This is a genomic window from Thioclava sp. GXIMD4216 (genome assembly GCF_037949285.1).
In the GTDB taxonomy this organism is placed as follows: domain Bacteria; phylum Pseudomonadota; class Alphaproteobacteria; order Rhodobacterales; family Rhodobacteraceae; genus Thioclava; species Thioclava litoralis.
Window position 1 is genome coordinate 1,669,509 of sequence record NZ_CP149926.1, and the last position, 26,291, is coordinate 1,695,799.

A 26,291-nucleotide genomic window follows, 5' to 3' on the forward strand; every position below is an offset into this window, starting at 1 on the left:
GTGCGACCCCCAGGGATGTCTGAGTGAGAAAACTGCACCTAGTTCCCCTTTCATTCGGTAATGAAATGGGTTTAGCGCAGGTCTGTTAACATAGACTTGACGACACAGGGGTCGGCGTCGCTTTACAGCAATCCCAGCTTATGGGCGGCAAGATAATTTGCGCAGCCTGCCAGCGCGGCATAATCATCTTCCACCACATGGATCGAAAACCGCTCCATGTAGTCTGAAAAAGATCCTTTGTCTTTAAAGGCTTGCTGGAAATTGAACCGTTCCAGCCAAGGTTCTATCGCGCGGGCGGCCCCGCCAATCAGATAAATGCCACCAAAGGGCAGGTGGGTCAGTGCGAGATCGCCCAGCACACCTCCAAGGAGAGTCGTGAAGATTTCGGCAGCCTTTAAGGCGTCACGGTCTTCACTTTGCATGAGGGAAAGAATCTCTTTTCCGTCGACCGTGGCGTCCTCCTGTCCCGTCACGAAGGCGTAGATTCGTTCCAGACCACGTCCGGCGCAGGCATGTTCGACACTGGCAAAGCGGTGCTTGCGTTCGAAATAGCGCTTGATCTCGATATGCAATTCGCTGCGCAGGGGCAGGGTGATATGGCCGCATTCCGACGCGGGCACCACGACATAGCCCTGCGGTGCGTGATGCACGGGCGCGGCATTGAAGCCGGTGCCGATGCCCACGACAAGCTGCGCGGCCCCCTTGGGCGCGGGGGCACCGGGCAGAACCATCCGCAGCGCCTCGGGAGCCAGCCCCGAAAGCGCATGGCCCTGAGCTTGAAGATCGTTCAGGATGGACACATGCGCGGCCCCTGTCGTGGCCTGCAGGGCACTGGCACGGATTGTCCAGTCCAGATTGGTCATTCGTGCGTCCTGACCATCAACCGATACCGGCCCGGCCACCGCGACACAGACGCCCGCCAGATTGGATACCCGCTCGGCCACCATATATTCTGTCAGGATCTCTTCCAGAGCGGCCCGCCCTTTATTGGGAAACCGCGCGACCGAGGCGGGCACCAGCGTCGAGCCCTGCGCCAGGGCCACCCGCGTATTGGTACCGCCGATATCGGCCAGAAGCGTGTAACGGGGGGCGGTAGCTGTGTGCATCTCGGTCTCCTCAGCGATCCTCGCCCTTTGATAGAGGCCCTGACAGGGCCAAGCAAGGGTGCGTTTGGGCGCTAACAGTGGCGCCCCCGCGCCTTGGCTGATCGGCGCCGGTCAGCCGTTCCACGCGCCGATGGAATGTCCCATCAGCAAGGCAGGCTCGATCAGCAGGGGCGACTGGGCGATCTCGGGGGTCTCGATCCGGTCAATCAGCATCTGCGCGGCGCGCTGTCCGGCCTCGCGGATCGGGGATTTCATCGTGGTATAAAGCGGGTTCAGGCCACGATTGCTGACAAAGGACAGCTCGTCATCCCATGTCACCACCGAAATATCGCGCCCCAAGACATGTCCCGTATCCTCGACGGCCCGCCGCACCCCCATCGCAGCCATCAGCGAGGCGGTCACAAAGGCGCTGGGGCGCTGTTCCCAGCTGAGCATTTCAGCCGCCGCGTCGCGGCCGGTTTCATCGGAAACCTCCCCCGCGACCATATAGAGCCGTGGCACCTCCAGCCCGCGGGCCAGAAAGGCGCGCTCGAACCCCGTGCGGCGATAGGCCGAGCTTTGCAGGGGATCGGGGCTGTTGATAAAGGCGATCTGCCTATGCCCCTGATCCAGCAGCAGAGCGGTCAGCTGCTCGAAGGCGGCTTCATGATGGGCATCGACCCAGAGATCGGTCTCGGACGATGCGGGCGGTCGGCCATGCGTGACAAACGGCAGGCCCAGACTGCGCAAAAGCGCGGGGCGGGGGTCATTCTGGCGCGCCCCGTGCAGGATCACCCCATCGACATTATGTTTGGCGGCCATCGCGCGATAGGCGGCCTCTTCGTCCTGAGCGGGCACGAGGGTCATCACCAGATCATAGCCGCGCAATGCATAGATCTCGCCAGCTCCGGCGATGAAGTCGGCAAAGACCGGATTGACCAGATCATGCTCGGGCGCCATCGGCAGGATATGGCCAATGGCCATCGCGCGGCCCGTGGCAAGGCGGCGGGCCTGCATATTGGGATGGTAGCCGCTTTCGCGCGCGGCTTCGCATACGCGCAGGCGCGTGGCCTCGGCCACTTCGGGAAACCCGTTGAGCGCGCGGCTGACAGTCGTGGGCGAAAGCCCGAGTTGACGGGCGAGGTCTTTCAGCGTCATTTCAAACCCCGAGATATCTGGTCCTTTGAAAGGAAACGCTAAAACGGTTTGAAATGGTTCCAAACTGATTTTGCCGTCTCTTTCGTCAAAGACGGGCGGTGTTGCATGCAGGTGTCGCTTCAGGGCCGCAGCATGGGCCCGCGCGACATATTCCACCTCAGTTTTTTGTCATAGGGGTTCATCTCGTTTGCAGGGCTTCCTATCCTTTGAACGCGACGAGGACCGGAGAGTGACAAAAGGAGACAGCTGGTATGAGTGTGATGCGCAAGGATCCCGACTGGTGGCGTGGTGCGGTGATCTACCAGATCTATCCGCGCAGTTACCAAGACAGCAACGGGGACGGGATCGGCGATCTTCTGGGGATCGTGCGTCGCCTGCCGCATATCGCGCGGCTCGGGGCGGATGCGATCTGGATCTCGCCGTTCTTCACCTCTCCGATGAAGGATTTCGGGTATGATGTCGCCGATTACTGCGATATCGATCCGATGTTCGGCACGCTGGCCGATTTCGATCAGGTGATCGAGACGGCCCATGCTCTGGGCATCAAGGTGCTGATCGATCTTGTCTTCTCGCATACTTCCGACCAGCATCCCTGGTTCAAGGAAAGCCGTTCCAGCCGCGATAATCCGAAATCCGACTGGTATGTCTGGGCCGAGCCGAAACCCGATGGCACGGTGCCCAATAACTGGCTGGGGATGTTCGGCGGTTCGGCATGGCATTGGGACAGCCGCCGCGAGCAATATTATCTGCATAACTTCCTGACCCAGCAGCCCGATCTCAACCATCACTGCGCCGAGGTGCAGCAGGCATTGCTGGATGTGTCGAAATTCTGGCTGGACCGCGGGGTGGATGGGTTCCGTCTGGATGTGGTCAATTATTACATGCATGACGAGAAGCTGCGCGACAATCCGCCCCTGCCGCCGGAACAGCGCAATGATTCCACCGCCCCCAAGGTCAATCCCTATAATCACCAGCTCCATCTTTACGACAAGAACCATCCGCGCAATCTTGAGTTCCTGCGCAAGCTGCGCACCTTGATGAACGGCTATAATGCGGCTGCGGTGGGCGAGGTCGGAGATGCCCAGCGGGGGCTGGAGCTTCTGGGGGAATATACGTCGGGCAATGACAAGGTGCATATGTCCTATGCTTTCGAGTTCCTCTCGGGCCACGCGCCCCTGCCTGCAAGCAGCTTCAAGGCGGTGTTCGACAAGGTGGCCGAAGTGGTGCCAGATGGCTGGCTCTGCTGGGCCTTTACCAACCATGACGTGGAGCGCCATATCACGCGCTGGGGGCTCGTGCCGCAGGCGGCACGCCTCTATACCACGCTGATGTCCTGTCTGCGCGGCTCCCTTTGTCTCTATCAGGGCGAAGAGCTGGGCCTGCCCGAGGCGGAGCTGGATTACGAAGACCTGCAAGACCCCTATGGCATCGAGTTCTGGCCCGAGTTCAAGGGGCGCGACGGCGCGCGCACGCCGATGGTCTGGGAAGAGGAGGCCCCCTATGCGGGCTTCTCGCAGGCGAAACCGTGGTTGCCGGTGCCGCGTGCCCATGCCCGTCTTGCCGTGGATGCCGCCGATAAGGACCCTTCGGCCCTGCTGCATCACTACCGTCGGGCCTTGGCGTTCCGGCGCAACCATCCGGCCTTGCGCAAGGGGGATATCCGCGATGTCTGGGCAGGCGACGAGGTGCTGGCCTTCCAGCGCGTGCTGGAGGACGAGGTGGTGCAATGCTTTTTCAACCTGTCGGATCATCCGGTCAGTGTGACGGTGCCTGCGGGCAACTGGGTGACGATTGCGGGCGAACTGGGATCGATCCGGCCCAATCCCGATCACAGCCTGCATCTGGGCCCGTGGCAGGCCAGTCTTCTGCTTTTGCAACAGAGTTGAGCAGGGCGGTTGAACTCCGGCGGGGTTCGGGGGCAAGATCGGGGCCGAACCTGTCTGCCATGAACGGAACCCCGAATGCCCCTGCCGTCCTCCTCGCCACATAGCGCCGTGCAGCCGATGGGCCGTATCCCGCCCTGTGATCTGCTCAGTGAGGCCAAGGCGGCGGAGATCGAGGCCGAGGCCGAGACGATTCTCGCCGAGATCGGGATCAATTTCACCGATCACCCCGAGGCACTGGCCCGCTGGCAGGCTGTCGGGGCGCAGGTGCAGGGCGAAAGGGTGTATCTGCCGCGTGGTCTTGCCCGCAAATTGTGCCAGACCGCCCCCGCCCGTTTCGTGCAGCATGCCGCCAATCCGGCCCGCGATGTCGAGATCGGCGGCGCGCGGCCGGTGACTGCGCCGGTCTATGGCCCGCCTTTCGTGCAAGATCCGGTGGCTGGACGACGGGATGCGCGTTTTGGCGATTTCCAGCTTCTGATGCGTCTGGCGCAAGCGTGCGACAGCGTTACCCATGCGGGCGGCACGCTGTGCGAACCGACGGACCTGCCGCTGGAAACCCGCCATCTGGATATGTTGCTGGCACATGCGACACTGTCGGACAAGCCGTTCATGGGGGCCTCAACCGACCCTGAACGGGCCCGCGATTCCATCGCCTTCGCGAAGATCCTGTTCGGATATGAAGGGACAGAGTTGCCGGTGCTGCTGAGCGCATTGATCAATATCGGTTCGCCGCTGAGCTTCGATGCGACCATGAGCCGATGTCTGGAACTCTATGCGCAGGCGGGGCAGGCGACGGTGATCTCGGCCTATGCGATCATGGGGGCCACCGCGCCGGTCACTGTGGAAGGGGCGCTGGCGCAGGCTCTGGCCGAAGTCATGGCCGGCATCGCCTATGCGCAACTCATACGCTCCGGCGCGCCCGTGATCTTTGGTCTTTACGCCAGTGCGCTGGATCTCAGGACCGGTGCCTCGATTTTCGCCTCTCCGGAAGTCACACAGCTGACCATTGCCGCAGGCCAGCTTGCGCGGCGGTTGGGGGTGCCTTATCGGGCGGGCGGCTGCCTGACGGGGGCGTTCCAGTCCGATGCCCATGCCGGATACGAGGCGGCAGGGTCGCTTTGGGCCAGCCAGCTTGCAGGGGTGGATTTCATGCTGCATGGCTGCGGCTGGCTGGAAAGCGGTCTGGCGACCTCGGCGGAGAAATTCGTGCTGGATGCCGATCAGCTTTCGGCCATGCTGCGCCAGTATGGCGGGATTGCGGCCCCAAGCGGTGCCGCGCTTGCGGCCCTGCGCGAGGTCGGGCCGGGCGGGCATTATCTGGGGGCGCAGGAAACCCTTGCCGAGGGGCAGGCGCGGCTTTGGAAAAGCGAGGTGGTCGAGGACCGGCCATTTGACGCATGGGATCACGCGGGGCGGCCCGATACCGTCTGGCATGCCCATCAGCGGGTGTCGGCGCTGTTGCAGACTTACCAGCCGCCAGCTCTGGCCCCCGAACGGCGCGCCGCGCTTGAGGCTTTCGTGGCCCGCCGCAAAGCGGAAATACAACGCGGCTAGGCAAGAAAAAAACCGGTTTGGATCTTATCCAAACCGGTTTGGTCGCAGGGGCAGGCCGCCATGTTAGCCCTCTTCTGCCGCCGAGGGCAGGAGCGGGCGTATCTTCAGGCGGGTGATGCGGTTATCCTTGCGGGCCAGTACCTCGAAGCGGAAGCTATGGAAGCTGAACACCTGACCCGGCGTCGGGATGGTCTGGGCCTCGTGGATCACCAGACCGGCAATCGTATGGGCTTCGTCATCGGGCAGGGACCAGTCTGTTTCGCGATTGAGGTCGCGGATGGTCATGCCGCCATCGACAATATAATCGCCAGCCGCATTGGGCAGCAGCCGCGAGGGCGCTGTGGGGTCGTGTTCGTCGGTGATCTCGCCCACGATCTCTTCCAGAATATCCTCCAGCGTCAGCAGGCCGCGAAGGTCGCCATATTCATCCACCACCAGCGCGAAATGGGTGCGGCGCTTGAGGAATTCGCGCATCTGTTCATCCAGCGGCGAGGTTTCGGGGATGAAATAGGGCTTCATCATCACCTGCGTCACATCCAGCTGGCGGATGCTTTGCAAGGTAGACCCATCCTCGCGCAAGAGCTTCTCCACCGCGCGCAGCAGGTCTTTGGAGTGGATGATCCCCACGACATTCTCCCGCTCGCCATCATAAAGCGGCAAACGGGTATAGGGCGAGGACAACACAGCGGTCAGGATCTCGCTCGGTTCGGAATTCACATCGAGCATCTCGATATGGCTGCGGTGCAGCATGATCTCTTCGACCGTCCGGTTGCCCAGATCCAGCGCGCCCAGAAGCCGGTCGCGGTCTTCCTTATCCACGGTGCCTTCGGATTGCCCCAAGGCCAGCGCGCCCGCAATCTCTTCATGGATCGAGAACATATGCGTATCGGCATTGGTTCTCTGGCCGAAAAGCCGCAAGATCCCCCGCACCACAAGGCGGACAATCGCGACAACGGGGGCAAGCAGGATGGTGATCAGCTTGATCGGACGGGCCACCTTGGTGGCCACGGTCTCGGGATTGTTGATCGAATAGGTCTTGGGCAGAACCTCGGCAAAGATCAGCACGAGCACCGTCATGGCTAAAGTGGCCAGCGCCACGCCGGAATCCCCGAAGACCCGTGTCAGAAGGGCGGTGGCCAGCGATGTCGACAGGATATTGACGACGTTATTGCCCAGCAGAATGGCCCCGATCAGCTTTTCGCTGTCTTCGGTGACATTCAGCGCCACATCCGCGCCTTTCTCGCCCTTATCGGCACGTGCACGCAATTTGGCGCGGCTCGCGCCGGTCAATGCGGTCTCGGACCCCGAGAAAAAGGCCGAGAAGGCCAGAAGGATCAGGATGGTTGCAGCCGAGCCGATGAAGGCGGCATCAAGAAAATTGGTGTCCATAGCCGAGTTTTATACTGCTTTTGCCCTGCTTCAAGATCGTTTTGCCAGCGGATGATGCTGCATCACCAGCGTTTTCAGCCGCTCGTCCAACACATGGGTATAGATCTCTGTCGTGGAAAGATCCGCATGCCCCAAAAGCATCTGGATCGCCCGTAAATCTGCGCCGCCTTGCAACAGATGCGTGGCAAAGGCGTGGCGCAGCACATGCGGCGTGACTTTGGCAGGGCTTATCCCCGCCTCGACCGCAAAGTCTTTCAACAACCGGTGGAAAGCCTGCCGCGTCAGATGCCCGTCTTTGCCCGAAGAGGGAAAAAGAAAGCGTGACAAGGGCTTGCGGGCCTTGCGATGGGCGTCATCTTCGGCTTCGTCGCGCAATATGATCCAATCGGCCAGCGCCTGACGCGCATGTTCGGACAGCGGAACCATACGGTCCTTGCCGCCCTTGCCATTGACCATCAGCATCGCCGGATTGCCGCGCGCGCCTGAAACGGGCAGGGTGACCAGCTCGCTGACACGCATGCCGGTGGCATAGAGCATTTCCATCAGGCAGCGATTGCGAGCGCGGTCAATCGGATGGCGCCCATGATCGCGCGCCGCCACAAGCAGGCGGTCAACCTCTTCTATCGACAGGATTTTCGGCAATGCCTTCACCTTGCCGGGGCCGCTGATCCGCAAAGACGGGTTGTCGCTGCGCCAGCCTTCCTCATAGGCAAAACGGAAAAGCTGCCGGATGGCCGACAGTCGGCGCGCGCGGGTGGATTGGGCCAGACCATCGGCCTCGCAGCGGATCAGATAGGTCTCGATATCATCCTGTGCAAGCGTGCCGAAAGACAGCGACCTGGCGCTTGTGAAGGCCAGAAAGTCGTTCAGATCGCGCCCGTAGCTGAGCACGGTATTATGCGCAGCCCCCGCTTCGGCGGCCTGCGCCTCGAGAAAGATCGACAGCCAGTTGAGATCTGTCGGGACAGGATCACTCATCCCCGGCGCTCCAGAATGATCATTTCCAAGGCGGTGCGGCGCGCTACATCCTCTAGCCCGACCAGCCGCAGCAGTGTCAGGCCGTTCACCATACGGGGGTAATCGCCTCTGGCGCCATTAGTGATGTCATCCGCCGCTTCCAGCACCGCCGCACCAAGCTGGTCGGGCAGGAGACCACGATAGGGCGCGGGGGCCTGTTCGGGCGGGGCGTCGAACACGCGTTTGAGCGCAAGGCCAAGCTGGTCCTGTGCGGGAACGGTTTCGGTATTGCCCAAGGCAAGCGCGATCAGCAGCGCATCATCGGGATCGTCATCCGCCGCATTCTTGGCGACATTCTCGTAATCTTCCGACAGCAGGCCCAGCCGGAAACCGATCTGCTTGGCCACGCCCTGCAAATCCATCGCCGCCAGTCGCGGCCCGTAAAGCTGGGCCAGAACAGGCTCCAGCTCGACCTGTTCCATCGCTTTATAGGCTTGCGGCAGGATCTCGTTGATTTTGTCGAGATCGTTTTCCTCCACCGCCTTATCCAGTTGCGATACCGCCGAGACTCGATCCCATAGGCTGCCGGAGGCCGCTGCCCGACGTTCGGTATAAAGGCCCAGAAGCTGGTTCGGGTCGATCGCCCCATGCGGTGCCAGCCGTTCGGCCGCCTCGATCTGGGCTTTCCAGCCGTTATTCGAGCGGAGATCGGCATGGGCAAAGGCCAAAGGCAGGCTGGTGGTGGGCAGGGATTGCCCGATGGCCTCCATCATGCGGAAATTCAGCGGGGTGATGCGGGTGGGCGGCGGCAGATCCTCGCTGTCATCGGTCAATTCGGGTTCCAGAAACCGCTCCATAAGGGTCGCGGTTTCCGGATCGAACTGCCCCAAAGCCTCGCCGCTTTGCAACGACACAGCCGCCGCTTCCCAATCCCCGTTGCGTGCCAGACAGAAGATCCGCGCCCCGAAAGACGGTGCCACATCGGGGGTGGTGTCCATCAGCTTGCAGGCGCTGTCTTCTTCGCCCAACAAAAGCGCCACATCGAAACGGCGGCGGAACACTTCCGGATCGGCGGTCGTATCCTGTTCGAGCATCGCTAAAGCCGGTTCCAAAGCGCCTTGATCCAGCAGCTTGTCGATCCGCGCCAGAAACAGGCTGTCTTCGCGATTGGGATTGGAAATCTCGGGCGGGTCCAGCTCGGCCAGCAGCAGTTTTTGCAAGAGAGACTGGATGGCCGGCAGCGCGGTATTGATCTGCTCCTTGCGCACCAGCGCCACCAGATCTGTCTCTGGCGTTTTGCCCCAAAGCGTTTTGGGCAGGCCCGCGCGCGCCGCAGGCAGAAGCCCGATCATATTCGGATCGGGTCCACCCAGAGTGAAAACGGAAATATCTTCCGTTCCCACGCCTTTGCTGATGGGAGGCTCGCCCGGAACCGGTGGCATCACCGATAGGCTTCCGCCGGGAGTGGCGGGCTGCGCGCCCCCCAAGGTCGGGCTGGCGGGCATGGCGGTCGGTGTCACGATCGAGTTGGACAGCCAGTCGATGGCCGAAATCGGCGCATCCTCCTGAGCCTGCGCCCAGCCGACCGTCCCAATCCAGAGAATCGCCGCAGCTGCAAGAGGAGGGGTGGCCACGCCTGATCTCCGGTTATTCTTGCGCGGCCGGTTGGTCCGGCAAGGTAACGTCCACGGATGTCTCTTCCTGCCGCGGCGCCATATCACCGATATAGGCGTAACCGATGACGGCCAGAACGGCCAGTATCAACAGGATTACGATTACTTTGAAGATGCGCCCCATCTGTCCCCACGTCTTTCGTCTGTTATGTCTTTTCGCGTTCTGCTCTTGCGATTTCACGGCGTTGATGCGGCAGGTGCAAGGCGGATAACCGTCCCCCGCTGCCGCATCGATCACAAAATCCTGCACATTATAACTGGCATTTTGGGGAAGTTCACGCCATTGAGGAAGGAAATCTTCACGATTGCGCCAAGTAAGAGGCTTGCAGGCCTTTTTGCGATTTCCGGTGCGGTGGTGCACAGAGGCGACTGTAGGGCAAGACAAGAGGGGCGCGTGGGCGGACGAGTGACAAACCGGCTGGAAAGAAGCATCGTGTTGGTGGGCATGATGGGCTGCGGCAAGACCACGATCGGTCAGGCTTTGGCCCAGACGCTCGATGTGCCCTTTCTCGATAGCGACGAGGCCATTGAAGAGGCTGCGCAGATGAGTGTCGCCGAGATATTCGCCCGCGATGGCGAGCCGTTCTTTCGTGCGCGCGAAACCGAGATCCTCGAACGGTTGTTGCGCGGTGCCCCTGCGGTGATTTCCACCGGCGGCGGGGCGTTTCTGTCCGAAGCCAATCGACGCGTCATCGCCGAACGCGGTGTGTCGGTCTGGCTTCAGGCCGATCTGGAGACCCTGTGGCATCGCGTGCGGCTCAAGACAACGCGCCCGCTTCTGAAAACCGCTGATCCGAAAGGCACCCTGCGCGCCATGCTGGAGGCACGCCTTCCGGTCTATGCCCAAGCGCAGATACATGTGGAAGCCGGTCCTCAAACCGATGTGAGCGCGATGACAGCCAAGGTGCTCGAGGCGCTGCATAAGGTGCCGGACCTATTCAAGACGGAGCGACAGAATGGTTGATATCGTAGCGGTGGAACTGGGCGCGCGCGCCTATCAGGTGCGGATCGGGGCAGGGCTTCTGGCCCGTGCGGGGGCCGAGATCGCGCCGCTCTTGCGCCGTCCCCGCGTGGCGGTCGTCACCGACGAGACCGTGGGCGCACTTCATCTGGCAGCGCTGCGCGCGGGGCTGGGGGATATGGAGATGGTATCCCTGACGCTTCCGGCAGGCGAATCCACCAAAAGCTGGCCGCATTTCACCCATACGGTGGAATGGCTGCTGGAACAGAAGGTCGAACGCAAGGATATCGTCATCGCCTTTGGCGGCGGCGTGATCGGTGACCTCGTGGGCTTTGCGGCTTCGGTCCTGCGGCGCGGTGTGCGCTTCGTGCAGATCCCGACAACGCTTCTGGCACAGGTGGACAGCTCGGTCGGCGGCAAGACGGGGATCAATGCGCCCAGCGGCAAAAATCTGATCGGGGCCTTCCATCAACCGTCCCTGGTGCTGGCCGATATCGACCTATTGGGCACGCTCACCCCGCGCGATTTCCTTGCAGGCTATGGCGAGGTGGCGAAATACGGTCTGCTTGGCTCGGCAGATTTCTTCGACTGGCTGGAAACCAATGGCCCCGCATTGGCCAAAGGCGATACGGCGCTGCGTCAGGAGGCCGTGCGTCGCTCGGTGCAGATGAAGGCCGATATCGTGGCGCGCGACGAAACCGAAGAAGGCGACCGCGCCCTTCTGAATCTCGGCCATACCTTCGGCCATGCGCTGGAATCAGCCACCGGCTATTCCAGCCGCCTGCTTCACGGCGAGGGCGTCTCTATCGGCTGCGCCCTGGCCTTTGAACTCAGTCAGAAACTGGGCCTTTGCGCACAGGAGGCCCCCTCGCGCGTCCGCGCCCATCTGCGCGCGATGGGCATGAAAACCGACCTTGCCGATATCGAGGGTCCGCTGCCCGACGCCGAAGGCCTCATCGCGCTGATGGCGCAGGACAAGAAGGTTCTCGATGGCAAGCTCCGCTTCATTCTGGCGCGCGGCATAGGCGAGGCCTTTGTCACCTCCGACGTCCCGCGCGACACCCTGAAGACGGTGCTGGAAGAAGCCCTCGGCCGTCGGCGGTAACCCCTGCATCCAGCTGCCCGAAATATCCCGGGGGTGAATGGCGCGGGGCATCCCGCGCCAGAGGGGGCAGAGCCCCCGTCTTCTCCCCATCCACACGCGGCTTTCGCAAAGTTATTGCCTTTGTGAAAAACGCCCCTTAAAGGCTCGCATATGGCACAGCATCAGACCCTCCTTATCATCGACTTCGGTTCCCAGGTGACGCAGCTGATCGCGCGCCGCCTGCGCGAGCTGAATGTCTATTGCGAAATCCGCCCCTATCAATCGGTCACCGAAGAGGTGATCCGCGAGATCGCGCCTCTGGCCGTGATCCTCTCGGGCGGTCCTGACAGCGTGACGCGCGAAGGCTCTCCCCGCGCGCCGCAGGTCCTGTTCGAGATGGGCCTTCCGATCTTTGGCATCTGCTACGGTCAGCAAGTCATGATGGAACAGCTCGGCGGCAAAGTCGAAGCAGGCCATCATGCCGAATATGGCCGCGCCTATGTGACGCCTGCCGAAGGCCACAAGCTCGACGGTATCTTTGCCGGTCTCTTCCTCAATGATGGCCGCGAGCAGGTCTGGATGAGCCACGGTGACCGCGTGACCCAGCTTGCTCCGGGCTTCGAGGTCATCGGCACCTCGCCGAATGCGCCCTATGCAATCACCGCAGACGAAAGCCGCCAGTTCTACGCGGTCCAGTTCCACCCCGAGGTGCATCATACGCCCAACGGCAAGGCGCTGATCGAGAACTTCCTGCGCAAAGCAGGCTTTACCGGCGACTGGACCATGGCCGCCTACCGCGAGGAAGCCATCAAGACCATCCGCGAACAGGTTGGCGACAAGCAGGTCATCTGCGGCCTCTCCGGCGGCGTTGACAGCTCGGTCACCGCGATCCTGCTGCATGAGGCCATCGGCGAGCAGTTGACCTGCGTCTTCGTCGACCACGGGCTTCTGCGTCAAGACGAGGCCGAGCAGGTCGTCGCCATGTTCCGCGATAACTATAATATCAAGTTGATCGCCGCAGATGAATCCGATCTGTTCATCGGCGCACTGGAAGGGGTCTCGGACCCCGAGGTCAAGCGCAAGACCATCGGCAAGCTCTTCATCGACGTGTTCCAGAAATACGCCAATGAGATTGAGGGCGCCGAATTCCTGGCGCAAGGCACGCTCTATCCCGATGTGATCGAATCCGTGTCCTTCTCGGGCGGTCCTTCGGTCACCATCAAGTCGCACCACAATGTTGGCGGCCTGCCCGAAAAGATGGGTCTGAAGCTGGTCGAACCGCTTCGGGAGCTCTTCAAGGACGAGGTTCGTGAGCTTGGCCGTGAACTCGGTCTGCCCGATAGCTTCATCGGCCGTCACCCGTTCCCCGGACCGGGTCTGGCGATCCGCTGCCCCGGCGAGATCACCCGCGAAAAGCTGGAGATCCTGCGCAAAGCGGATGCGGTCTATATCGACCAGATCCGCAAGCATGGCCTGTATGACGAAATCTGGCAGGCCTTCGTGGCGATCCTTCCGGTACGGACCGTGGGCGTTATGGGCGACGGTCGCACCTATGACTACGCCTGTGCGCTGCGCGCGGTGACCTCGGTCGATGGGATGACGGCGGATTACTACCCCTTCACCCACGACTTCCTTGGCGAGACAGCCACGCGGATCATCAATGAAGTCAAGGGTATCAACCGCGTGACCTATGACATCACCTCGAAGCCCCCGGGCACGATCGAGTGGGAATGATTTCGGACGTTGATTCCTGAGAAACTGCATTTAAGCCCGCATTCTTGCGGGCTTTTTTGTGCCCGCCATGCGTCGTCAGAAGGCGAGGCCAAAAGTTTCCCTCGCATCGGGCCGCTTTTCGGACGCGTCTCTTTGCACTCGTGCGGGCTTTGAGGCATTGGCGTCATACTCTGGCAGGCTTTATTATAAGCATGTTGCATAAAATATGATCGCCCTTCGGAGTATTGCCTGTATGCAACCTGTGGTTTTGTTTCATCCTCAGGATTTCCTGCCTTATTTCAATATCTGTTAACCATTTGCCGCCCATCGTGCCTTTAGGATTTCAACCCAAGGAGGATTGCATGGATGGTGATATGAGTAAGCTCGTCGACCTGAACCGGAAGCCTTTGCATCTTTCCGGTATGGTTCTGGGGCTGCGCGCTTTGGAAGAGGCCTATGGCCCGTTGGAGGCGCATTTTCTACGTGATGATGGCGTGTCGGTGCGGCGGGCCTTGCAGCACGGGGCGCAGATCGCCCGTCAGAACGCGGCGGATATGGATCGCGGGTTGATCGGGTGCCTGAACGAGCTGCGCGCCTGTCTGGACTATTATGACCGCTATCTGCACGGGCGCGTGAGGATGGATCACCTGCCGCGCTATATGCCCACAAGTGATGCCGCCGGCTCTTTGGACCAGATGACCGTCAGACAGGCACCGGTTCTGGTGATGGATGCCTTTCAGGGGCTACGGATGCAGCTTCTGGATGCCGAAGGGCACAGAGTGTTGCTGTATTACAAACCGGTGCAGGCGGTCCATGCGGATCTGTTCCATGTGCATCGCAACCTGTTTGATGCGTCGCGTCTGACCACGCCGCAAACGGGTATCTTGGTGGCTCCGGCGTTTGACGATAAACTTCTGGAACAAGCACATCTGATTCCAAATCTGGTTCTCAGATCCAGTCGTCCGGGAGAAACGCTATGCCGGTCCATGTCTCTGGCCATCTGATTTGTAAAAACCGCGAGGAGGCCGAGCTTATCCGCCTCTATCTGCCGCAACACCGTGCGCTGACACTGGCCGAGCCGGGATGCCTGCTATTCGAGGTGGAGGAAACCGAAGATCCGCTGGTCTGGCGCGTGACCGAAAGCTTTATCGACAGGCGGGCGCTTGAGGCGCATCAATCGCGGCTTGCCCATTCGATCTGGGGCGAAAGGACCCGTGCGATCAAGCGCGACTATGACATCACGCGGAGTTAGGCGCATCCCGTTTGTCACGGGACACGCCAGTTATCATCAGCGCTCGGGCAGAAGCCCGCGTGGCGCAAAGCGCAGCACCAGCAGCAGGACCAGCCCCATCGCCAGATAGCGCATCTGGGCCGCAGATTCCAGAAGATGGTCCTTGAGCGCGCCCGGTGCCATGCCTGCGGTCAGAAGCTGCAGCAGATCCGGCCCCCAAGCCTCGGCCTTGATCCACAGGAACCATACCAGAATACCGCCCAGAACCGCGCCCCAGTTATTGCCCGACCCGCCAAGGATCACCATCACCATGATCAGGAAGGTAAAGCGCAGCGGGTTATAGGTTGCAGGGGTCAACTGGCCGTCCAGCGTCACCATCATGGCCCCTGCGAAACCGCAGATGGCGGAACCGATGATGAAGATCTGCAAATGGCGCTTCGTCACGTTCTTGCCCATAGCCGCGGCTGCCACCTCGTTTTCGCGGATGGCGCGCATCATGCGGCCCCAGGGCGAATGCAGGGCCAGTTGCGCAGCAATCACGAAAACCACCAGCACCACCGAGAAAAGCACAAGATACAGGAGTTTGACGAATACGGTCGAGGCCAGCACCGGATCCATGCCGAATTGCGCGGCATGGGCGACGAACTCGCCCGAGGCCTGCAGGTCTATCTCGCGCGGGATGAAGAAGGGGCGCGGGATGCCGTTGACATTCATCACCCCCCGATCCAGCCAGTTCTCGTTTTTCAGCACGGCCACGATGATTTCCGCGATGCCAAGCGTGGCAATCGCCAGATAGTCCGAGCGCAGGCCCAAAGCGGCCTTGCCGATAGCCCATGCAGCCAGCGCGGCAAACAGCGCCCCGACCGGCCATGCCAACAGCACCGGCAATCCGAGCCCGCCCAGATAGCCCTGTGCGGAGGGGTTGATCGCCTCCACCGCGCTGACGCCGGGATCGAAGACGCCGCGGAACAGGAAGAAACCGATCACCAGCACGAGGCAGGTGGCCAGCCCGCGCAGCCCTTTACGCAGCCGCTTCCACAGTTGCACCGCAATCGCCAGCACCGCAATGGCGATGGCCAGCGCCAGCAGGATGCGCCAACCACCCGCGCTCATCGCGCCTTGGGTGGCAGGCATAGAGATCAGCACAGGCGCAACGCCACCCAAGGCGATAAAGCCCATAGTGCCCGCGTTGAACAGGCCCGCATAGCCCCATTGCAGATTGAGCCCCAGCGCCATGATCGCGCTGATGACGCCCATGTTCAAAATCACCAAAGCCGCATTCCAGCCTGATGTCGCCGCCTCGATTGCGAACAGCGCCAGCAAGGCAAGAAACAGAATGGGGGTGCGCAGTTTGCCGCCCGCTGCGGCATCCGCTTGACGAGAACTCATATCGATTTCCCCTTGAAAAGACCGGTGGGACGGAAGATCAGCACGGCAATCAGGATGGTGAAGCTGACCGCGAATTTATAATCGGTGGAGAGCAGTTGCACGAGGCCCGAGGGCTCCCAACCGGGGATCAGATAGGTCGCGATTTTCTTCCACGCATAGGTCACACCCACCTCCGAGAAGGCGATGATATAGCCGCCGACAATGGCCCCGACCGGATTGCCGATCCCGCCCAGAATGGTGGCGGCGAAAATCGGTAGAAGCAGCTGGAAGTAGTTGAAAGCCTTGAAGGATTTATCAAGCCCGTAAAGCGTGCCTGCGATGGTGGCGAGGGCGGCGGTGATGATCCATGTGATCATCACCACACGTTTGGGGTCGATCCCCGACAAAAGCGCCAGATCCTCGTTATCCGAGAAAGCGCGCATCGATTTGCCCGCCCGCGTCCGGTTCAGAAACCAGAATAGCGCGATCATCACGAGGATTGCGGTGACGAAGGTGATGGCCGAGCTGGCGCGGATGGCCAGCGGCTCCGACAGGCCGCTCCAGTTCTTGAATGCGCGCGCCGAGACCAGAAAGCGTTCGCCATCGGCAAAGCGGATTTCGTCGACGCCCGAGACCGCCTCCTTCGCGCCCAGAACAGGCACGGAGAGCACGGAGATCATGATGCGCGTCAGCGCGTTCATCACGAACATCACCCCGACCGAGACCATGACCAGCACCACCGGTGTCGCACGGATCTTGCGGTAATGGGCATAGACAAGGCGGTCTGTCACCAAGGCCAGCGCGGCGGTGACGACGATGCCGATCGGCAGCGCCAGAAGCGCCGTGGGCAAGGGACCAAGGCCCAGACCGGCATCCTGCAAAAGCCATGTCACAAGAATTGTCACGCCCGTGCCGAAGGCCATCATATCGCCATGCGCGAAATTCGAGAAGCGCAGGATCGAGTAGACAAGGGTCACTCCAAGCGCGCCAAGGGCCAGTTGCGAGCCATAGGACAGCGCGGGGATGAAGACGTAATTGGCGAAGGCCACCAATGCGTTGAGGGCTTCCATTAAACCGGTTCCTCACAAGTGCCGTCGAGAGCGGTCGGCGTCAGCCCCAGTCCCGAACGGGTGAATTTTGCAGGCGTGCCAGCGGGGATATGGTCCATTGCCGGCAGGGTGATCATGACGGAAAGATCCATCACCAGAGGCGTTGTGATCTGTATGCTGGTGTCGTTGCGCGTCCATGCGGCCATGACGCCGGTGGTATGGTCGCGGTTATCGGTCCAGAGCAATCCGTCGGCGCCATCCTGGGAAAGGATGACCTCGCGGCTGTCGAAGTGACAGGTCAGAAGCGTGTCCTTGCGACCTTCTGCAGCGCAAGCTTGCGCGAAAAAAGATATTAGAACAAAGGGATATAGGATGTTTTTCATCTTATCCCCCAAGAAAGGTGCGGCGCACTTCCGGATCAGCCAGAAGCGCGGGGCCGGTATCGGTATAGGCATTTGCGCCCTGCACCAGAACATAGCCGACATCCGCGATTTCAAGGGCTTGGCGCGCGTTCTGCTCCACCATCAGGATCGAGATCCCTGTCCGTGCCACGTCGATGATGCGGTCGAAAAGCTCGTCCATCACAATCGGGCTGACCCCTGCGGTGGGCTCGTCCAGCATCAGCAGCTTGGGTTTCGTCATCAGCGCACGGCCCACGGCCACCTGCTGACGCTGCCCGCCCGACAACTCGCCCGCATTCTGCCGACGTTTTTCGCGCAGGATCGGGAAAAGCTCGTAGACCTGCTCGATAGTATCGCGGAAATCGTCGCGGCGGGTGAATGCGCCCATCTCAAGATTTTCCTCGACGCTCATCGTCGGGAAGACATTGTTGACCTGCGGCACAAACCCCATTCCGCGGCCAACACGGTCCTGCGGCGTGAGGGAGGTGATGTCGTCGCCATCCAGCGTGACCGAGCCGCTGCGCAGCGGCAACATGCCGAACACGGCCTTCATCGCGGTGGATTTTCCGGCCCCGTTCGGGCCGACGATCACCGCAATCTGGCCTTTCTCGACCGTTAATGTGCAGCCATGCAGGATATCCGCCTTGCCATAGCCGCCAGTCATCTGGGATGCTGAGAGAAAGCTCATTCTGCCTCCGTGGCCACAACGGCCTTGTTCTTCAGTCCGGTGCCCAGATAGGCTTCGATGACCGCTTCGTTTTGCATGATCGTATCGGGAGCCCCCGTGGCCAGCATCTTGCCCTCGGCCATCACGATGACCGGATCGCAGAGCCGCCCGATGAAATCCATGTCATGTTCGATCACGCAGAATGTATAGCCGCGCTCTTTGTTGAGCCGTACGATGGCATCGCCGATCGTGTTCAGCAGAGTGCGGTTGACACCGGCGCCGACCTCGTCAAGGAAGACGATCTTCGCATCGACCATCATCGTGCGTCCCAATTCCAGCAGCTTTTTCTGACCGCCCGACAGGTTGCCGGCCTTTTCATCCTTCAGATGGGAAATCGTAAGGAAATCAAGCACCTCATCGGCTTTCTTCAGAAGCTGTGCTTCTTCCTCGCGGATTTTCTTGCGCTGGAACAAGGCCGACCAGAGCGTTTCGCCGCTCTGGCCTGCGGGCACCATCATCAGGTTTTCGCGCACCGTGAGCGAAGGGAATTCATGCGCAATCTGAAAAGTGCGCAGTAAGCCCTTGTGAAACAAGGAATCCGGTGAAAGGCCGGTGATGTCCTCGCCATCCAGAAAGACCTGACCGGAGGTCGGTTTATGGACGCCTGCGATGACGTTGAACAGGGTGGATTTTCCCGCGCCATTCGGGCCGATCAAGCCGGTGATCGAGCCTTTGGCGATGTCCAATGTGACCCCGTCGACAGCATGGAAGCCGCCGAATTGTTTCTTTAGGTTTTCAACCCTTATCATTTTTTGTCCCGTCTGTTGACCGCGCCGGACCCTTGACCCCTGATCCTTGCGCTACGGAAAACAGCCCGGGCGCATTGGTCCCGGGCTGTCCACTGCATGTCGGAGAGCTTAGCGGTATTTAACCGTTTCGATCTTGCCATCCTTGATTTCGACTTCGCGGAAAGTGCCCGCGGACTCGCCACCCTTGATCAGATTGACCGAAGAGGCGCCGTCATAATCGATCTTTTTGCCTTCAGCGATTAGGTCAAGCGCATGGCCCAGTTGACCGGGCAGGATCTTTTCGCCCGGACCGTTTGCAATATCCATGATATGGGTTTTGTAGACCTTCGGATCGGTGGATTTCGCCTCGGCCATCGCCAGCATGATCAGGGCCGCTGCATCGTAGGATTCGCCGGAATAGACCTGATTGCCGTCGAAGCCTGCCGCTTGCGCCAGCGCAAGGAATTTGTCCTTGCCTTCGCCTTCCGAAGAGGGGATCTGGCCGAAAGAGCCGTCGAGCTCGTCGCCAAAGTTGTTTTCAAGCGCCGAGGCGATCATGCCATCGGGCAGAACGAAGGTGTCGAACGCACCGGTATCAAGCGCCCCGCGCAGAATGCCCGAACCGCCCTGGTCGACATAGCCCGCAACCACCAGCGCATCGCCGCCCGCCGAGGCCAGCGCGCCGACTTCGGCCGAGTAATCGCCCTTGCCATCCTCATGCGACGCCGAAATCGTGACTGTGCCCCCCTTGGCCTCGTAGGCGCTTTGGAAACTATCCGCGAGCCCCTTGCCATAGTCGTTATTGGTATAGGTCAGGGCAACCGATTTGATGCCATGTTCCAGAATGATATCGGCCATGACATCGCCCTGACGCGCATCGGAGGGCGCGGTGCGGAAGAAGAGCCCGTCATCTTCCATATCCGACAGGGCCGGAGAGGTGGCGGAAGGCGAGATCATGACCATACCATTGGCCATAGCGACGTTTTGCAGAACGGCGCTGGTGGCGCCCGAGCACATCGCACCAAAGATGCCTTTCACGCCATCGCTGGTGATCAGGCGCTCTGCGGTGGAGGTTGCCGCACCTGCATCGATGCAGGTGGAATCTCCGCGAACCGGCGTCACGGTCGAGCCATCCATGAACTTGCCGCTATCGCTGACTTCTTTCATCGCCAGTTCCGCACCTTCGGCCATGCCGGGGGCCAGCGATTCAAGAGGGCCGGTAAACCCGAGCAGAACGCCGATTTTCACGTCATCGGCAAGAGCCGCCGTGCCGGTCATGGCAAGAGCGGTGGTTACCAGCAAAAGGTTGCGCATCAGTTATCTCCCCTGATCGTGTTTTGACTTGCCGGTCAGAATAAAAGGGATGCGCATCAAAGGGAAGGTGTGCCACAGCAGGTGCTGGACGAAAATACGGCGAAGGGGCTGGTAGCACAGAAAATAATCGCCCCTTGCGCGAGTTGATCGCCTAGAAGTTCCGCTCATGCGGTCGGCGGGCTGGCGCATTTCCGTCTTCTGGTCCATTTTCTGGCCCATTTTCTGGATCGTCTGCGTCGAAGGCCTCGTTCTCGTCGAAATCGTCCTGCGCGATCTCGATATCCCAAGGCGCGTCGATGGGCAGTTCCTCGACCATCGGCAGGGCTTCCTCGACCAGATCAGGAGCCGGATGCCCGCCCGAGGCACCGCGTTCGCGATAGGGGGTGGTCTGGTAATGCGCGCGGTAGCATTTGGAGAAATGCGAAGGGGAGGCAAAGCCACAAGCCAGTGCCACATTGATCACCGACATCTCTGTCTGCATCAGCAGCGCGCGCGCTTTCTGAAGCCGTAATTCCATATAATAGCGTTTCGGGCTGCGGTCGAGATAGCGGCGGAACAGCCGTTCCAACTGCCGTGTCGACATGCCGACTTCGGTGGCCAGCTTGGCGGGGGAAATCGGTTCTTCGATATTCGCCTCCATCCGCCCGATCACTTGCGAAAGCTTGGGGTGGCGCACCCCGATCCGTGTGGGAATGGAAAGACGCTGGCTGTCTTTTTCCGTGCGAATAGAAGTGTATATGAGCTGATCCGCAACCGTGTTGGCAAGAGCCTCGCCATGATCGCGTGCCACGATGCGCAACATCAGGTCAAGGGCCGCCGTGCCACCTGCCGAGCTCATCCGGTTGCCATCGATCACATAGACCGATTTCGCCAGATCCACCTCGTCGAACTCTTCGGTGAAGGCATCGTGGTTTTCCCAGTGGATCGTGGCGCGGCGTTCATCAAGAAGCCCCGCTTCGGCCAGCGCCCATGCACCCGTGCACAACCCGCCGATCACGCCCCCTTTTCGGGCCTCGCGCCGCAGCCAGCTGATCACCGGCTTGGTGGTGGCCTCGATCACATCGATCCCGCCACAGACAATGATCGTGTCCTCGCGCTGCACCTCGTCCAGCCCCATATCCACCGTGATCTCGACACGGCTGGAGCTTTGCACCTTGGTGCCCCCCTCGGCGGCCAGCGCCCATTCGTATAGCGGCTGACCCGAGATCTGGTTGGCCAGCCGCAGCGGTTCGAGCGCGCTGGTAAAGGCCATCAATGTGAAACGGTCCAGCAGCAGGAAGACCACACGCTTGGCGCGGTTCTGCACCGGAAGGCGCTGGGAGCCATAGGAAGGGGCTGGCCTGGCCGTGAGTCTTTTGGGGGTGGTTTTGCGCATCCTACACACATCACTCTTTGATGGGCTTCGACCCAATCACCGAATATGGACGCCCGCAAGAGAAAGCACGGCCCCGATGCCCTCGGGCTAGGCAATTCACTGCCACTTCTGTCATCATGGATTAAACTTTATGCAGTCGGGGAAAATATTGTTTAATGCCGCGAAGGTCCGGTCTATAACGCGGGCCTAATTATAAGAAGCCGGAATGGAGGAACTGATGGCTCAGAGTTGGAAAAAGTCGGACTGGCGCGCGAAACCGCGGGTACAGATGCCCGACTATCCCGACGCGGCGGCGCTCAATGCCGTTGAACAGTCGCTCTCGCGAATGCCTCCTCTGGTTTTTGCGGGCGAGGCCCGTAGTTTGCGTGACGAGTTGGCGCGGGCTTGCCGCGGCGAGGCGTTCTTGCTTCAGGGGGGGGATTGCGCCGAAAGCTTTGCAGAATTCGGCGCGGATAATATCCGTGATACATTCAAGGTAATGCTGCAAATGGCCATTGTCCTGACCTGGGGGGCGAAAGTGCCCGTGGTCAAGGTTGGCCGGATGGCAGGCCAGTTCGCCAAGCCGCGTTCGTCGGCGACCGAGGTGGTGGGTGGCGTCGAACTGCCCAGCTATCGTGGCGATATCATCAACGGGTTCGATTTCACCGAAGCCGCGCGCGTACCGGACCCGAACCGGATGCTGCAGGCCTATACGCAGGCTGCGGCCTCGCTAAACCTTCTGCGCGCGTTCTCGACCGGCGGTTACGCCGATATCCATCGCGTACACGGTTGGATCACCAGCTTCACCGACGAGGAAAAAGCCGCGAAATACCGTGTGTTGGCAGATCGCATCACCGAAGCGATGGATTTCATGGCCGCCGCTGGCGTGACATCGGAAACGGCGCCCGAGCTGAAAACGGTCGATTTCTTCACCTCGCATGAAGCGCTGCTTCTGGAATATGAAGAAGCGCTGTGCCGGACCGATACCACGACGGGTCTGCCGGTTGCGGGATCGGGGCATATGATCTGGATCGGCGATCGCACCCGTCAGCCCGATGGCGCGCATGTCGAGTTCTGTCGCGGGGTGCAAAACCCGATCGGCCTCAAATGCGGCCCGTCGACCACGGCGGAAGACCTCAAGGTTCTGATGTCCAAGCTGAACCCGAAAAACGAGGCCGGTCGTCTGACCCTGATCGCGCGCTTCGGCGCGGGCAAGGTGGGCGAGCATCTGCCGCGTCTGATCAAGGCCGTGCAGGAAGAGGGAGCCAATGTTGTGTGGTCCTGTGACCCGATGCATGGCAACACCATCAAATCGGCCAGCGGTTACAAAACCCGTCCGTTTGAAGCGGTGCTGCAAGAGGTGCGGGAATTCTTCGCCGTGCATAATGCCGAAGGCACGATCCCCGGGGGGGTGCATTTCGAGATGACCGGTAAGGATGTGACCGAATGCACCGGTGGTCTGCGCGCCGTGTCCGACGAAGATCTGTCGTCACGCTACCATACCGCCTGCGACCCGCGTCTGAACGCCAATCAGGCGCTGGAACTGGCCTTCCTTGTGGCAGAAGAGTTGCAAAACCGCCGCTCGCAGCAACGCGCTGTCAGTAATCTGTAAGCGGGAAACCTTTGAAAAGGGGGGCTGCGGCTCCCTTTTTTTATATCCAAAGGGCTTTGAGGCCGTGATATTCCCAAATGGTCGAAGCCCCGCCGCGTTTTGCGTTGGGGCTTCACTTCTTTCTGAAGGCTCTGAGTGACCATGCGCCGATGCGGAAAACCGCAAGGAGGCGCCGTCCTTATGGTTTAGTCGTTATTGCTGACCACGCGGAACATGGCGCGACGTTCCTCGGGGGTGGTCATCTGCGGGGCCGCAGGCATTTCGGGTGCGGCGGGGCGCGGTTTGCGCGGCGCATGGCCGAAGACCGGTGCGTCCTCGGCAAAACCGGCCAGCTCGGGGCGGACGGGCTGGGGCAGCTCGGCAGGGGTCGGCTTGCCTTGCTGGACCTGCGTGATGCGCGCATCGGTCACGGTAAAGCGGCGCGGCGTGCGCCCGATCGACTCGCCCTCGGCCACAAGGCAACCAAGCGCGCGGTTGATATCGCCCAGATCGGATTTCAGCGGCAAAATTAGAAGCTTGGCTTTCAGGGCGGGGCGCCCGATCCCGTCATCGGCAATCAGATCCAGCTCGGCAATCGCGGGGCCGGTAAAGCAGGCTTCGGTGGCTTCGGCCACTTTTTTACGGCCAGCGGGTTCGAACATGGCGGTCATCGGCATGCCGCGCACTTCCATTCCCATCAGGTCATTGAGATGCATACCGGCCAGACGGAAACGGCCCATGCCCGGTGCGACACGTTCGATGATGAACGCATATTCCAGAGCACGTTCGATACCACGGGGGTCGATATCCGAGCGCGCCGGAACCGTGCGGCCCATGCGAAGCGCTTCCCAATAGGCGCGGAGTTCAGAGGTCACCTGACGGGCTTTGCCAGCGTTAAGGTCCATGCGCACAATCTTCGTATCGTTTTCCATCGTTATCGTTCCTACCATCCGCGGCGGCGTATCGTGCCTGCCAGTCTGATTGCGTTGTGGTCCCCTCGCTTTTGCGGCATGGGCCATTTTGCAGGCCGTGGGATCGAATTGCTTACTGAACTCTTAATACGCCATTTTCTCGTCGAATGGAGAACTAACTTGTTAAATGGTTAAGGCCGTAGCCCTGTGAGCCCTGCCTGCCCTTGGGAAATTTATAGCAGGTTTTCTGCGGCAGGAGGGGCAGAATTTCGGGCCCGTTTTGCGAAAGTTTGCCCCTAGGTCAGGCCGTGTCGGCGGGCCTGTTAGCGGCGAACATATGGTTGAATCCCTATGTGTTATGCCTTGGATCAACGGGTGGAATATTCTTAAGTATGGAACGCAAATTTTTGAAATTTATAGGTTATATATTTTATACATAGGGTCTGCATATTATCAGATTTTGCATCTTTAAGATGATTTGAGAAAAATATATGACCAATTTGAAGCTTTGACGCATCCCGGCTTGAGACCTGTCCAAATGGTCAGGTGATTAAAGTAAATAAATCAATGTCTTATGGTTAATATTTCTGAAGAAACCGAGGTTTATTTCTGGGCCTTGGAAAGGATTTGTTAAGACTTGTCGATTTGGACCTGAGTCGCGTCAGATTTTTTCAGCGTCAATCGTAAGAAAGCCCGCCGATATTTTAATGGATTGCCCCGTCGAATCGTAACGAAGAGGGGTTTGTGGCGGGACTGCGGCATGGAAACGGGCCGGTTTTCTGCGCGTGCGGCCACCAAAAAACCGCCTTGTGGCAGATCTTTGCGCCAGATCGGGAGGTGACCGGCCTCGGGCGGGCTCTGTGGCTCGACTTTTTATTGCTAAAGATGCTAGGCGGGGCGGACATGTCTGTTTCTCGTGCGAAAGCCGGATCGTCCGGCTGGTTCGCGGCGGCAGATTCCCCATACACGACCCTAATGTGGAGTGCTGACTGAATGGCCGATCGGCGTGGTATCCTGATTATTCTTTCCTCGCCCTCGGGGGCGGGAAAATCCACTTTGGCGCGCCGGTTGATGAGCTGGGACCCGACCCTGAGTTTCAGCGTGTCCGCAACCACCCGCGAACCGCGACCAGGCGAGCGGGAGGGGGTCGAGTATTTCTTCAAAACCCATGAAGAGTTCGATCATATGGTGGCGCAGGACGAGATGCTCGAACATGCGCGCGTCTTCGGCAATTCCTATGGCACACCGAAAGCGCCGGTCGAGGCCGCGATGGCGGCAGGCCGCGACACGCTGTTCGACATTGATTGGCAGGGCGGGCAGCAGATCCGCAATTCGGCGCTTGGCAAGGATGTGGTGTCGATCTTCATTCTTCCTCCCTCGATTGCCGAACTGGAAAGCCGGTTGCGTACACGTGCGCAAGATAGTGACGAGGTGATTGCGGGGCGGATGGAGAAATCCATGTCCGAGATCAGCCATTGGGCGGAATATGACTATGTGCTGGTCAATCGCGATCTGGATGTTGCGGAGGCCGAGCTGAAAACCATTTTGATGGCCGAACGGGCAAGGCGGGATCGTCAGCCCGGGCTGAATGCGTTCATTCGTTCTTTGGATGAGGAGTTCGAAAACCGATGATCTATGAACTTGACGGGATCAAGCCGCGTCTTGCGGAGAATGTCTGGATTGCCGCAGATGCCAATCTGATCGGGCGCGTGGTGCTGGAAGAGGGGGCCTCGGTCTGGTTCGGCGCAACCTTGCGCGGCGATAACGAGGAAATCTTTATCGGCGCGGGGTCCAATGTGCAGGAAAGCGTGATCATGCATACCGATATGGGGTTCCCGCTTGTGGTCGGGCCGGACTGCACCATCGGTCATCGCGCATTGCTGCATGGGTGCGAAATCGGCGCGGGCACGCTTGTCGGGATGGGCGCAATGATCATGAATGGCGCGAAAGTGGGGAAGGGCTGCCTGATTGGTGCGGGTGCGCTGGTGACCGAAGGCAAGGTCATCCCCGATAATTCGCTGGTTCTGGGGGCTCCGGGCAAGGTCGTGCGTGAATTGCAAGAGGCGGATCGTGCGATGCTGCGCAAGGGGGCTGATCGCTACCGCGCCAATGCGGAGCGGTATCGCAAGGGCCTCAAAGCGCTCTGACCTCCCGCGT

General features: G+C 60.3%; 23 protein-coding genes and 1 pseudogene. 10 read left to right on the top strand and 14 right to left on the bottom strand.

What is annotated here, in order from left to right; all coding sequences use genetic code 11:
- Positions 1–122: 122 nt before the first annotated feature.
- Both WDB88_RS08360 and WDB88_RS08365 read right to left on the bottom strand, forming a co-directional pair.
- A complete protein-coding gene (locus tag WDB88_RS08360; protein WP_339107214.1) occupies positions 123–1,106 on the bottom strand; it encodes an ROK family protein in 984 nt (327 codons plus the stop codon).
- 111 nt (positions 1,107–1,217) lie between these two features.
- The gene (locus tag WDB88_RS08365) at positions 1,218–2,243 is read right to left on the bottom strand and encodes a LacI family DNA-binding transcriptional regulator (RefSeq protein ID WP_339107215.1); all 1,026 of its coding nucleotides are present in this window, start codon (positions 2,241–2,243) and stop codon (positions 1,218–1,220) included.
- 251 nt (positions 2,244–2,494) lie between these two features.
- On the opposite strand from WDB88_RS08365, the gene WDB88_RS08370 reads away from it, so the two are divergent.
- Together WDB88_RS08370 and WDB88_RS08375 are read left to right on the top strand one after the other, a co-directional pair.
- Positions 2,495–4,129, top strand: a complete 1,635-nt coding sequence (locus tag WDB88_RS08370) for an alpha-glucosidase (RefSeq protein ID WP_339107216.1) — start codon at positions 2,495–2,497, stop codon at positions 4,127–4,129.
- Between the two features lie 75 nt (positions 4,130–4,204).
- The gene (locus tag WDB88_RS08375) at positions 4,205–5,683 is read left to right on the top strand and encodes a trimethylamine methyltransferase family protein (RefSeq protein WP_339107217.1); all 1,479 of its coding nucleotides are present in this window, start codon (positions 4,205–4,207) and stop codon (positions 5,681–5,683) included.
- Positions 5,684–5,746: 63 nt separating this feature from the next.
- Here the strand turns inward: WDB88_RS08375 and WDB88_RS08380 are convergent, their stop codons facing one another.
- From WDB88_RS08380 to WDB88_RS08395, 4 genes are read right to left on the bottom strand one after another with little or no spacing between them, the layout of a single operon-like run.
- A complete protein-coding gene (locus WDB88_RS08380) occupies positions 5,747–7,072 on the bottom strand; it encodes an HlyC/CorC family transporter (protein WP_339107218.1) in 1,326 nt (441 codons plus the stop codon).
- A 30-nt stretch (positions 7,073–7,102) separates the two neighbouring features.
- Positions 7,103–8,050, bottom strand: a complete 948-nt coding sequence (locus tag WDB88_RS08385) for a site-specific tyrosine recombinase XerD (protein WP_339107219.1) — start codon at positions 8,048–8,050, stop codon at positions 7,103–7,105.
- A complete protein-coding gene (locus WDB88_RS08390) occupies positions 8,047–9,663 on the bottom strand; it encodes a hypothetical protein (protein ID WP_339107220.1) in 1,617 nt (538 codons plus the stop codon). The genes WDB88_RS08385 and WDB88_RS08390 overlap by 4 nt, the downstream gene beginning before the upstream one ends.
- A gap of 13 nt (positions 9,664–9,676) precedes the next feature.
- Positions 9,677–10,063: a hypothetical protein gene (locus WDB88_RS08395; protein ID WP_339107221.1), complete on the bottom strand. Its 387-nt coding sequence runs from the start codon at positions 10,061–10,063 to the stop codon at positions 9,677–9,679.
- Between the two features lie 45 nt (positions 10,064–10,108).
- On the opposite strand from WDB88_RS08395, the gene WDB88_RS08400 reads away from it, so the two are divergent.
- The 5 genes from WDB88_RS08400 (at position 10,109) to WDB88_RS08420 (ending at position 14,712) form a co-directional block, all read left to right on the top strand.
- Positions 10,109–10,666 (top strand): shikimate kinase, encoded by a 558-nt coding sequence (locus WDB88_RS08400; protein ID WP_339109503.1) that lies wholly within the window; start codon positions 10,109–10,111, stop codon positions 10,664–10,666.
- Positions 10,659–11,768 (top strand): 3-dehydroquinate synthase, encoded by a 1,110-nt coding sequence (gene aroB / locus WDB88_RS08405; protein WP_339107222.1) that lies wholly within the window; start codon positions 10,659–10,661, stop codon positions 11,766–11,768. Before WDB88_RS08400 ends, aroB begins: the two co-directional genes overlap by 8 nt.
- A 150-nt stretch (positions 11,769–11,918) precedes the next feature.
- On the top strand, positions 11,919–13,481 hold the full coding sequence (gene guaA, locus WDB88_RS08410; protein WP_339107223.1) for a glutamine-hydrolyzing GMP synthase: 1,563 nt from the start codon (positions 11,919–11,921) through the stop codon (positions 13,479–13,481).
- A 353-nt stretch (positions 13,482–13,834) separates the two neighbouring features.
- Positions 13,835–14,464, top strand: coding sequence for a hypothetical protein (locus tag WDB88_RS08415; RefSeq protein ID WP_339107224.1), 630 nt, complete (start codon positions 13,835–13,837; stop codon positions 14,462–14,464).
- Positions 14,437–14,712 (top strand): antibiotic biosynthesis monooxygenase, encoded by a 276-nt coding sequence (locus tag WDB88_RS08420; RefSeq protein ID WP_339107225.1) that lies wholly within the window; start codon positions 14,437–14,439, stop codon positions 14,710–14,712. Before WDB88_RS08415 ends, WDB88_RS08420 begins: the two co-directional genes overlap by 28 nt.
- 36 nt (positions 14,713–14,748) lie before the next feature.
- Here WDB88_RS08420 and WDB88_RS08425 read toward each other — a convergent pair whose 3' ends face one another.
- From WDB88_RS08425 to WDB88_RS08455, 7 genes and pseudogenes are all read right to left on the bottom strand, one after another.
- Positions 14,749–16,080, bottom strand: a complete 1,332-nt coding sequence (locus tag WDB88_RS08425; RefSeq protein ID WP_339107226.1) for a branched-chain amino acid ABC transporter permease — start codon at positions 16,078–16,080, stop codon at positions 14,749–14,751.
- On the bottom strand, positions 16,077–17,129 hold the full coding sequence (locus WDB88_RS08430) for a branched-chain amino acid ABC transporter permease (RefSeq protein WP_339107227.1): 1,053 nt from the start codon (positions 17,127–17,129) through the stop codon (positions 16,077–16,079). Before WDB88_RS08430 ends, WDB88_RS08425 begins: the two co-directional genes overlap by 4 nt.
- The gene (locus tag WDB88_RS08435; RefSeq protein WP_339107228.1) at positions 17,129–17,491 is read right to left on the bottom strand and encodes a hypothetical protein; all 363 of its coding nucleotides are present in this window, start codon (positions 17,489–17,491) and stop codon (positions 17,129–17,131) included. The genes WDB88_RS08430 and WDB88_RS08435 overlap by 1 nt, the downstream gene beginning before the upstream one ends.
- A 1-nt stretch (position 17,492) precedes the next feature.
- The gene (locus tag WDB88_RS08440) at positions 17,493–18,197 is read right to left on the bottom strand and encodes an ABC transporter ATP-binding protein (RefSeq protein ID WP_339107229.1); all 705 of its coding nucleotides are present in this window, start codon (positions 18,195–18,197) and stop codon (positions 17,493–17,495) included.
- Positions 18,194–18,985: an ABC transporter ATP-binding protein gene (locus WDB88_RS08445; RefSeq protein ID WP_339107230.1), complete on the bottom strand. Its 792-nt coding sequence runs from the start codon at positions 18,983–18,985 to the stop codon at positions 18,194–18,196. The genes WDB88_RS08440 and WDB88_RS08445 overlap by 4 nt, the downstream gene beginning before the upstream one ends.
- 108 nt (positions 18,986–19,093) lie before the next feature.
- Positions 19,094–20,278 carry an ABC transporter substrate-binding protein gene (locus WDB88_RS08450; protein WP_339107231.1) on the bottom strand — a complete coding sequence of 395 codons (1,185 nt, stop codon included), beginning with the start codon at positions 20,276–20,278 and terminating at the stop codon, positions 19,094–19,096.
- 364 nt (positions 20,279–20,642) lie between these two features.
- Positions 20,643–21,653 (bottom strand): annotated as a pseudogene (locus WDB88_RS08455) (GlxA family transcriptional regulator); the annotation flags it as partial.
- Positions 21,654–21,870: 217 nt separating this feature from the next.
- Here WDB88_RS08455 and WDB88_RS08460 point away from each other — a divergent pair.
- Positions 21,871–23,244, top strand: a complete 1,374-nt coding sequence (locus WDB88_RS08460; protein WP_339107232.1) for a 3-deoxy-7-phosphoheptulonate synthase class II — start codon at positions 21,871–21,873, stop codon at positions 23,242–23,244.
- Positions 23,245–23,429: 185 nt separating this feature from the next.
- Here WDB88_RS08460 and WDB88_RS08465 read toward each other — a convergent pair whose 3' ends face one another.
- A complete protein-coding gene (locus tag WDB88_RS08465) occupies positions 23,430–24,128 on the bottom strand; it encodes a PAS domain-containing protein (RefSeq protein ID WP_339107233.1) in 699 nt (232 codons plus the stop codon).
- A 999-nt stretch (positions 24,129–25,127) separates the two neighbouring features.
- Between WDB88_RS08465 and gmk the strand changes: the two genes are divergently transcribed.
- Together gmk and WDB88_RS08475 are read left to right on the top strand one after the other, a co-directional pair.
- The gene (gene gmk / locus WDB88_RS08470; protein WP_339107234.1) at positions 25,128–25,766 is read left to right on the top strand and encodes a guanylate kinase; all 639 of its coding nucleotides are present in this window, start codon (positions 25,128–25,130) and stop codon (positions 25,764–25,766) included.
- The gene (locus WDB88_RS08475) at positions 25,763–26,281 is read left to right on the top strand and encodes a gamma carbonic anhydrase family protein (protein WP_339107235.1); all 519 of its coding nucleotides are present in this window, start codon (positions 25,763–25,765) and stop codon (positions 26,279–26,281) included. Before gmk ends, WDB88_RS08475 begins: the two co-directional genes overlap by 4 nt.
- Positions 26,282–26,291 lie beyond the last annotated feature (10 nt).